7 protein-coding genes and 1 other annotated feature are annotated in these 9233 nt (G+C 60.8%); of the genes, 2 read left to right on the top strand and 5 right to left on the bottom strand.

What is annotated here, in order from left to right:
* The coding region (locus NUW23_03100) for a DAK2 domain-containing protein (protein ID MCR4425166.1) at window positions 1–1470 on the bottom strand (1470 nt) is incomplete at its 3' end.
* Entirely contained in the window at window positions 1470–1847 is a 378-nt protein-coding gene (locus tag NUW23_03095; protein MCR4425165.1) for an Asp23/Gls24 family envelope stress response protein, read from the bottom strand. The genes NUW23_03095 and NUW23_03100, both read right to left, overlap by 1 nt.
* Window positions 1848–2065: 218 nt before the next feature.
* Here NUW23_03095 and rpmB point away from each other — a divergent pair, with 218 nt between their 5' ends.
* Window positions 2066–2257 (top strand): 50S ribosomal protein L28, encoded by a 192-nt coding sequence (gene rpmB / locus NUW23_03090; GenBank protein MCR4425164.1) that lies wholly within the window; start codon window positions 2066–2068, stop codon window positions 2255–2257.
* A 155-nt stretch (window positions 2258–2412) separates the two neighbouring features.
* On the top strand, window positions 2413–4245 hold the full coding sequence (locus NUW23_03085) for a DUF2207 domain-containing protein (protein ID MCR4425163.1): 1833 nt from the start codon (window positions 2413–2415) through the stop codon (window positions 4243–4245).
* Here the strand turns inward: NUW23_03085 and NUW23_03080 are convergent.
* The 3 genes from NUW23_03080 to NUW23_03070 all read right to left on the bottom strand — a co-directional run.
* Complete coding sequence (locus tag NUW23_03080; GenBank protein MCR4425162.1) at window positions 4242–5081, bottom strand: PHP domain-containing protein; 840 nt, start codon at window positions 5079–5081, stop codon at window positions 4242–4244. The genes NUW23_03085 and NUW23_03080 overlap by 4 nt on opposite strands.
* Window positions 5062–8187 carry an isoleucine--tRNA ligase gene (ileS, locus tag NUW23_03075; protein MCR4425161.1) on the bottom strand — a complete coding sequence of 1042 codons (3126 nt, stop codon included), beginning with the start codon at window positions 8185–8187 and terminating at the stop codon, window positions 5062–5064. Before ileS ends, NUW23_03080 begins: the two co-directional genes overlap by 20 nt.
* A 66-nt stretch (window positions 8188–8253) precedes the next feature.
* Window positions 8254–8489: a binding site (T-box leader), on the bottom strand.
* Window positions 8490–8808: 319 nt separating this feature from the next.
* Window positions 8809–9233: UPF0236 family protein (locus tag NUW23_03070; GenBank protein ID MCR4425160.1), on the bottom strand; the 425-nt coding region annotated here is incomplete at its 5' end.

Here is a 9233-nt window from a genome sequence, read left to right as displayed (position 1 = left end):
GCCGGCCACGGTCAGCTCGCCGTCGAGCAGGCCGATCACGTCGTTCTCTCGGATTGTGAACCCGTTGACCTTGGAGTCCCGGACGGAGTAGGTGATTTCTCCCGTCTTGACCCGATCGGCGGCCTCAGTCATTCGAGCGATGTTCTCTTCCAGCGAAGCCTGCTGCGAAACTGCAAGGAGCGCAGCCATCCCCTGCGGGACAGTACGCGTCGGGATAACATGTACGTTCGTCTGCGCCACCTGAGCCGCCTGCCTCGCCGTGAGAACAACGTTGCTGTTGTTGGGAAGCACGATGACATCTTTCGCGGCAACGCTATCAACGGCTGCGACGATCTCCTGGATGCTCGGATTCATCGTCTGGCCGCCAGTGACGATGACGTCCGCCCCGAGGCTCCTCAGGATCGCCTCAATGCCTTCACCTACCGCGACGGCGACCACCCCCACCTCGCGGACAGGCGAAGGCTTGGCGCCTGTTACCGGCTCCGGTCCTCCCCTCGCCCGGAACTCCTCTTCCTGGTCCTCCATGTTGTTTATGTGTATTTCGTGCAGCGAGCCCTGGGAGATACAGGCCTCGAGTACCCTGCCGGGGAAGTTGGTGTGGATGTGGACCTTGATGGCATCCGGACCACCCACGACAAGCATGGAGTCGCCCTCGCTCGAGATAGACCGCCTGATGGCATCCGCATCCAGACGATCCCCGCGGACTATGAACTCGGTGCAGTAGGTGTACTCCAGCCGCTGCCTGGCCGCCCGGACTGGCTCCGCGGCCACCTGCGCTCTTGGGGGTGCGGCCTCTGGGACGGCCTCCTGGGTGGGCCGGGGCATGGGTTCTCCTCGGAGGGCGCTTGCGAACCCGAGCAGGAAGAACACGAACCCTTTGCCCCCTGCGTCCACCACGCCTGCTTCCTTCAATGTAGCAAGCATATCTGGCGTTCGCTCGAGGGTCATCTCGGACTGCCTGATGGCCGCATCAAGAACCCCCAGGATGTCCTTTCCTTCCCTCGCCGCATGCAGCGCTGCACGAGCGCCCATTCTCGCCACTGTCAGGATAGTCCCTTCGACGGGCCTCATCACCGCCTTGTACGCCACGTTTGACGCTTCCTGCAGGGCGGCGGCGAACTCCACGGGGTCAGCTTGCTCCGCACCGTGCAGACGTTTTGCGAACCCCCGCATCAGTTGGGAGAATATTACGCCGGAGTTCCCACGTGCGCCCATCAGTGATCCCATGGCGATCGCGTCGCCCACCGGTCCTACCCCGGCCGATCCAGCCTTCTCTGCTTCGCGCAACGCAGAGGTGAGGGTGAGGTACATGTTGGTACCCGTGTCTCCATCCGGGACCGGGAACACATTGAGAGAGTCGACGATGTTCTTGTTCTCGCCCAGCCACGCAACCCCGCCTGCGAAAGCTCGGAGCAGGCCGGGACCGTCCAGGGCCTGAAGTCGAGGCCCGGGGGCCTGTGTCGCTGCCATTATCTGCGTCGTTCCTTTCTGCCCGCCCCCACTCGCACTCCCTGGACCGTGATGTTGACCTCAGAAACCCGGAGCCCAGTCATGGACTCCAGAACATATTTGACTTTGTCCATAACGTTGTTAGCCACCTCAGTTATGCGAGTACCGTACTCGACTATGATGTAGAGGTCCACCTTGACTTCGTCGCCATCCACGGCAACCTCCACTCCCCGGGCAATGTTTTCGCGCCCGAGAAGCTCCGCGATGCCGTCCTGAATGCTCCTACCTGCCATCCCCACGAGGCCATAACACTCAGTCGCGGCCATCCCCGCAATGGCAGCGATCACATCATCTGCTATGATGATCTGGCCGAGCGCTGTGCTCATTTCTTTGCCCATCGGGTACCCTCCAGTGTGAACCGTATGAAAACGCACGGAAGAAGCGTGCTTGCCTCATGAATGCGTGCGGGCCGGGACCATCTCTTGTGTATTCTATGCCTCGGATGGTTATTCCTTCTCGCTCCCCGCTCATCCCGCTCACCCCCGCTCTTGCGTAGTCTCTCCGCCTGTGTTAACATTTACGGTGTGCCTGTAAGGCCCCCAAGGGAGGAATACGCATGTCCAGGATGTGTGCGATATGTGGCAAGACCCCTGTTGCGGGGAACAATGTCAGCCACTCGGAGATCAAGACCAAGCGCCGCTGGTATCCGAACCTCCACAGAGTCCGCGCCATGGTGAGCGGCACCCCCCGAAGGATCTCGGTGTGCACCAGGTGCCTCCGGTCCGGTAAGGTCACCCGCGCGGTCTAGCCTCGCGGGCACACCGGCCCACATGGGACTCTCCGGGCGCCTCCGTATGGGGGCGCTTGCGCATTTCCGGCCCGGCCCATAGGCAGGTCATTCGCCACACCCGAGAGAATAAATGCACCAACAGGATACAGCATCGCGGGAGGTGAATCAACCGCATGCCAGCACAACGCATCTCCTCGCAGCGCATAATCATCGCCGCGGCCTTCCTAGTCCTGGCTATTGCCGCTTTTGCAGGGCCCACCTCAGCAAAGGAATACCGGTTCAGCCATGTGGACATCGAAGCCACTGTCTTGTCTGACGGGTCCATGAGAGTAACAGAGCACCGGACCTACTCGTTTTCAGGCACGTTCAGCTGGGCCACGTGGTACCAACCCACCGGAGAATGGGAATTGACGGAGTTCTCGCTTGAGGAATCGGGCCGCTCGTATATTCAGTCTTCTCAGGAACTTCCAGGATCATACCAGGTTACCAGGAGCAGCGACTCCGTCAGCGTGGAGTTCTTCTACAGCGCGCAGGATGAGGACCGGACCTTTATTTTCCGGTACCGCATTCTCGGAGCCGTCGAGCGGTACAGCGATTTCGCCCAACTGTATTGGAATTTCATAGGATCTGACTGGGACGTCCCCACGGATTCTGTCCGCATCAGGGTGATTCTTCCCCCTGGGGTTCCTCGAGACGAAGTAAAGGCCTGGGCCCACGGCCCGCTGTGGGGCACAGTGACCGTAGAGAGCCCGCAGAGTATCCTCGTCTCAGTGGAGGGGCTTCCTGCATTCACCCCCGTCGAGGCACGCATACTCTTCCCCGCCCAGCTCGTCCCGTCCGCCACCCGCGTCCGAGATACCAGCATACTCAAAGACGCGCTGGCTGAAGAGACGAAGTGGGCGGAGGAGGCGAACAAGAAACGGGAGGAGGCCCGCCTCAGGCTCGTAAAGCTCGCAGCATGGCGGAACCGAGAACCGGCCATCGCAGCAGCCTACGCCGCGCTGGGTTTCGGAATTCTCGCAGGTCTCCTGATTGCATACGGGAAAGAGCGCCGGCCGACGTTCCGCGGAGACTACTTACGAGAGCTGCCTGAGCGGTACCCCCCGGCGATTCTCGGGGTTCTGTGGAGGTTCGGACACCCTTCGGTGGAGGATTGGGTCGCCACCATCGCGGACCTCGCAAGGCGAGGCTTCCTGCACATCACCGAACGCCAAGTGGCCAAGGGAAGACGCATGCAATACGACTACGAGATCGCCAGGGTAAACCCGAACGACGAGTCAGTCAGGGAACACGAGGACATCCTCATGCGTACCATCCTTAACTGTGTCGGAGATGGCAACTCGGTGACTTTCAAACAGATCGAGGCATACGCAAAGGAGTATCCGGGCCAGTTTCAGCACCACCTCGCCTTGTGGAAGCAGTCGGTGAGGACAGCAGCACGGGCCCACGATTTCTTTGATGAAAGCGCAAGAACAGGCCGAATAGCCGGAGTCCTGACCGGGATAGGGATTGTGGGGGTCTCGGCATTGGGAATCCGTTTGATCCCGCTTGCTTCGCTGGCAGGGATGGTCGTTGGAGGTCTGGTCTCTGCGCTTTCCTCATCCATTCGCCGCCGCAGCGCGCAAGGCGCGGACCAGCTTGCCAGGTGGAAAGCTTTCCGGCGGTTTCTCTTGCACTTCTCGACGCTTACAGATGCGCCGGTCCCATCGCTGGTTTTATGGGAGGAGTACCTCGTTTACGCGGTGACCCTCGGGGTAGCCCGTGAAGTCATCAGGCAGATCAGCGTGGTCTACCCGGACGCCACACAGCACGGAGCCTTCGCTGGCACTTGGTTCGCAACTTCCGGCGGGGGTGAAGGTCTTTCGAGCCTTGAGGCTCTCTCCTCTTCTTTCGATGGACTCATGAAGATGGCCACGTCCGCAGCCTCGTCCGGTTCAGGCGGCGGAGGAGGCATGTCCAGCGGAGGCGGTGGAGGAGGCGGTGGAGGAGGCGGGCGCGCGGGCTAGGCTCGAGCCATCCCCTGGTGGATCCTCCTCAGTTGGTTTACGGCCAAGTAATCAGTGGTGGCACGGCCCAGGATCACACCAGACTTCGACCTGGGCCCGTGGCAGTCTGACCCTGCGGTGACCACCAGGCCGTACTTGCGCGCGATCTTCTCATAGTGCTCGCACTGCTCTTGACTGTGCTCTGGGTATATCGCCTCGATTCCTCGCAGGCCAGCGGCTACCAACTCAGGTATGATGTGATCCATGTGGTTCAGGCCTGGGTGGGCCATTACGGGCACGCCAGACGCAGCCCGGATCTCGCTGACCGCCTCAACGGGCCCAAGCTTCGAGCGCCTGACATACGCGGGGGCTCGCCTGCCTATGTAGCGAAGGAACGCGTCCTCCCAGGAGGTCGCGTATCCCGCACGTATGAGGGCGGCGGCCACGTGGGGCCTACCCACCGCGCCGTCGCCCGCAACATCCAGGACTTCGTCGAACGTGAGCTTGACTCCGAGTGTCGCAAGCTTCTCGAGCATCTTCCCGACGCGCTCCCGCCTGCTCTGCCTCTGAGCGGATAGGAGCTCCCCAAGTCGCTCGTCGTGATGATCGATGAAGTACCCGAGAATGTGAACCTCGCTGTCTTCCACGTCCGTGCTTATCTCGACCCCAGGAACGACCTCCACCCCGATCCGGCTGCCTTCCTCCATCCCCGCGTCCAACGCATCCACGGAGTCATGGTCCGTGATGCCGATGGCTGCAAGTCCTCGATCTCGCGCTGCCCGCACCAGTTCTCCGGGGGTGAAAGTCCCGTCGGACGCGGTCGTGTGGCAGTGCAGGTCAACCCGCTTTTCGGACACCGATCGTCACCTTCTCGCCGTTGACATCCCATTCCTGGACGTGGTCCCCTTGGGGCTCGCCCAGGACGAGATCGAGCGAGAGGGTTTCGTCCATCAAGTACCCTTTGTGAAGCTCAGCCGCACGCATGGAGTTCTCCCCGCCAGATAGAGTGGTCAGAATGCGGTCCTCGATCTGAAACTGCGCCTCCTTGCGCATGGTCTGGATCTTGTTCACAAGCTCACGGGCAAACCCTTCCATCAGCAGTTCGTCAGAAACCGTCGTGGCCAGGGCGATAGCCCGGTCACCCTCAGTCTCGACATGATACCCCTCTGCCGCGTGAGTCTCCACCGTCACTTCGGCAGCCTCGATGACCACCTCCGACCCGTCGGAGAGCTTGAGGGGAAAGCTGTCTCCGCCCGCCACCGCCCGCCCTACGGCCTCAGGTTCCGCTTCTGCCAGTGCCGATGCGATGTCACGCATCTTCTTGCCGTGCTTCGGGCCGAGCAGGTCGAACCTGGGCTTTACCTTGTACGACACGTACGAGGACAAGTTGCGCGCGAAGCTCATGGACTTGATGTTGAGCTCCTCCAAGACCAGTCCCGATAGGCTCGCAAGATCCTGCTCATCCTGGGCGGAGACAACCTGGACCACGATCCCTGGCAGTGGTTGCCTGTTCTTGATCTTCACCGCGTTCCTGGCTGCACGCCCAAGGTACACAACGTCGCGGGCGAGAGCCATCCTCCGTTCGAGATCAGTGTCTCTCGCATCCTCGTCTGCCTGAGGGTAGTCGGTCAAGTGGACCGAGACGTCTGTCTGCTCAAGGTTCCTCCAAATCTCATCCGCCACGAACGGCGTAAACGGCGCGAGAAGCCTGGCCACTGTGACTAAGGCCTCCTGGAGCGTGAGGTAGGCCGCCTCCTTGTCTCGGGTCATCTCGCCACCCCAGTAGCGCCTGCGGGACCGACGCACGTACCAGTTGGACAGGTCGTCCACGAACTCCTCGATCTTACGTCCGGCAGCCGTCACGTCGTACCGGTCCATGAGGGACCGGACATCAGAGATGAGGCCGTTTAGTCTGGATATGATCCAGCGGTCGATCTCGGCCCTCTGGGCCACAGGCACCGAGTGAGCCTTCGGGTCGAAGCCGTCGATGTTCGCGTAGAGGACGTAGAAGGCATACACATTCCACAGTGTGCCGAGGAACTTCCTCATCACTTCTGTGATCCCTTCGGCGGAGAACCTGGTAGGGCTCCAAGGGGCATTCACCGTATACAGGTACCACCTCATGGCGTCTGCGCCCTGATTCCCGAAGATCTTCCAGATGTCCACTACATTGCCCTTGCTCTTGCTCATTTTCAGGCCGTTCTCGTCGAGGACTAGGCCCAAGACAACACAGTTCTCGAAAGGAGACCGGTCGAACAAGCACGTGGAGACGGCAAGTAGCGTGTAGAACCATCCGCGTGTCTGGTCCACTGCCTCAGTGATGAAATCCGCCGGGAACGACTTCGCGAAGACATCCTCGTTCTCGAAGGGGTAATGCCACTGAGCGAAGGGCATCGACCCTGAGTCGAACCAGCAGTCCATGACCTCTGGGACCCTCTTAGCGTCCGCCCCACACTTGGGGCATGAGAGAACAGCCTCGTCGATGTATGGCCTGTGCAATTCCAGATGGGCCGGCAGCACCCTGGCCATCTTCTTGAGCTCATCCACGCCTCCAACAGCGTGTTCGTGCCCACACTCACCACATACCCAGATCGGCATCGGAGTGCCCCAGTACCTCTCCCGGCTCACCGCCCAGTCGATCACGTTCTCGAGGAAGTTGCCGAACCTTCCCTCGCGAATGTGGCCCGGGTACCAGTTGATTGCGTTGTTGTTCGCAAGAAGACGGTCGCGAAGCTCAGACATCCGGATGAACCACGAACTCCTGGCGTAGTAGAGGAGCGGGGTGTCGCACCTCCAGCAAAACGGGTAGGAGTGCGTGTAGTCAACTTCCTCGAACAGCAAGCCACGCGCCTTGAGATCTTGGGTGATGAGGGGATCCGCTTCCTTGACGAACGTCCCGGCCCAAGGTCCAACCCTTGGGTCGAACCGGCCCTGGGTGTCCACCAACTGGACCACCGGCAGATCGTTCTCGCGCCCGACCCGCATGTCATCTTCGCCGAAGGCTGGGGCTATATGGACTATGCCGGTACCTTCGGTGAGAGTCACGAAGTCTCCCGTGACTACCCGGTAGGCCGGACGGTCAACCTCGGCAAACTGGTACAACGGTTCGTACGTCATTCCAGCGAGATCTGATCCGCGTACCACTTTGGTGACCTCGTATGGCCCATGAACGCGGGTTTCAACAAGGTCCCGCGCAAGAATGAGAGTCTCCCGGCCTACAGCCACATATGCGTACTCGAATTCTGGTGAGACCGCCAGAGCCACATTTGACGGAAGTGTCCAAGGAGTGGTGGTCCACACCAGAAACGAAAGGTTCTCACTGCCTGGCACACGGAACCGGACGTACACAGAGGGTTCAGTGACGTCTCTGTAGCCCTGCGCGACCTCATGGCTCGACAATGCCGTACCGCACCGGGGGCAGTAAGGCACCACTTTGTGCCCGCGGTACATCAAGCCTTTCTCCCAGATCGTCTTGACAGCCCACCACACTGACTCGATATAGGAGTCATGGTAGGTTACGTAGGGATCATCCATGTCGATCCAGAACCCGAGGCGCTCGGTCATTCTGCGCCATTCCTGCTCGTATACGAACACAGACTCCTTGCACTTGCGGACGAACGCCTCGACCCCGTACCTTTCGATGTCTGGCTTGCCGCTGATCCCAAGCTGTTTCTCTACTTCGAGCTCCACGGGCAGGCCGTGGGTGTCCCATCCGCCCTTCCTCCGGACCTGATATCCGGTCATGGTCTTGTACCTCAAGACCACATCCTTGATGGCCCGAGTCAACACGTGCCCCGGATGTGGCAGCCCGTTGGCAGTCGGAGGGCCTTCGTAGAAGATGAACTCCGGGGCGCCCTCCCGCTGCCGGACACTGTTTTCGAAGACCCTGTTCTCCTTCCAGAAGTCCAGGATCCTGCTCTCCATCTCGGGGAAATCCATGCTAGCATCCACTCTTTTGAACATGCTTTCAAGCAGACCTCCCAATAGTCACCCCGCAAGGTTCCGGGGTCAAACGAAAACCCCTCACCCACAAGGGGCGAGGGGCAAACCCGCGGTACCACCCTATTGGACCTGCCCACGGCAACGCGGGCAGACCCCACTCATTCCAGCGCCCCACTAACGCAGGGCATGCGGCAAGGCTTAGTCGTTTCCTTTCAGCCCGCAGCTCAGGGGCGATTTTCACGCTGACTCCGGCGCGGGGCTCCCACCGTCCCCCACTCTCTTCGGCCCCCGAAAGCGTTACTCTTCCCCTTCATGGCCTTTCGCTTTATGCTGCTATGACGTTAATTTACCATATGCTTTCCACGACGTCAAGCAGACCCAGGCCTCTGGTCTGAGTCAAGTCCTTGTAGGTGCTTCCCCTTTCCTCCGAGTTGGCGGAGGCGAGTGATGCCAACATTTAGTTTCGGCGAGCCCGTCAGTAGTGCCCAAGGCGTGGTTCTGTACTCCTCGGCCCCATTTCGACATAGCGGATTATACGCGCTGCTCGGCTCCTCGCGTCAAGGGTTCGCTCCGCCGCTTCGCGCCCTTGACGGCGGCCTCGTTGCGCATGGCTTGCAGCCACCCTGGGACGGCCGCCCTGCGTTAGAGGCAGTTCGCCGACGTAAGCTCGCGGAACAGCCGGGACACCCCGCCGCTCCTCACGATCCCCGCGTCCATGACCGGCGGGCGGCAGGCTCTATCGCTTCCCCTCGCCCTTAGCGCTTCGTCTACCGCTCTGACGGCCTCTTCTGCTATGGCTTCCTCCGAACCCTCGGGCGGCTTAGCCTCTTCCGAGATCTTAGCCAGGACGGACTCCAGCCTGCCGCTGCATTTCGCGCAAAGCAAGGCCATCATCGCCCGCAGACCTTCACGAGACCAGCTCTGCCCGCGCTTCTTCGTCCTGTCGCTCAATCGGTCTATCTGGGCCTCCGCAGCCCCGAGAGACCGAAGCCCCGCAGTGTCCATCCCTCTCGCTCGGAGCCTTGCCCTGTAGTCACAAACACACTCGGCAATCGGCGCTATGTCCG

The sequence above is a fragment of the Bacillota bacterium genome, assembly GCA_024655925.1.
Classification (GTDB): domain Bacteria; phylum Bacillota; class DTU025; order DTU025; family JANLFS01; genus JANLFS01.
This window is presented reverse-complemented; position numbering and strand designations above follow the sequence as displayed.

What these genes read in the sequence shown, in the direction of transcription:
- NUW23_03095 (MCR4425165.1), bottom strand. Translation starts at nt 1,847, where the DNA reads ATGGGCAAAGAAATGAGCACAGCGCTCGGCCAGATCATCATAGCAGAT.
- rpmB (MCR4425164.1), top strand. Translation starts at nt 2,066, where the DNA reads ATGTCCAGGATGTGTGCGATATGTGGCAAGACCCCTGTTGCGGGGAAC.
- NUW23_03085 (MCR4425163.1), top strand. Translation starts at nt 2,413, where the DNA reads ATGCCAGCACAACGCATCTCCTCGCAGCGCATAATCATCGCCGCGGCC.
- ileS (MCR4425161.1), bottom strand. Translation starts at nt 8,187, where the DNA reads ATGTTCAAAAGAGTGGATGCTAGCATGGATTTCCCCGAGATGGAGAGC.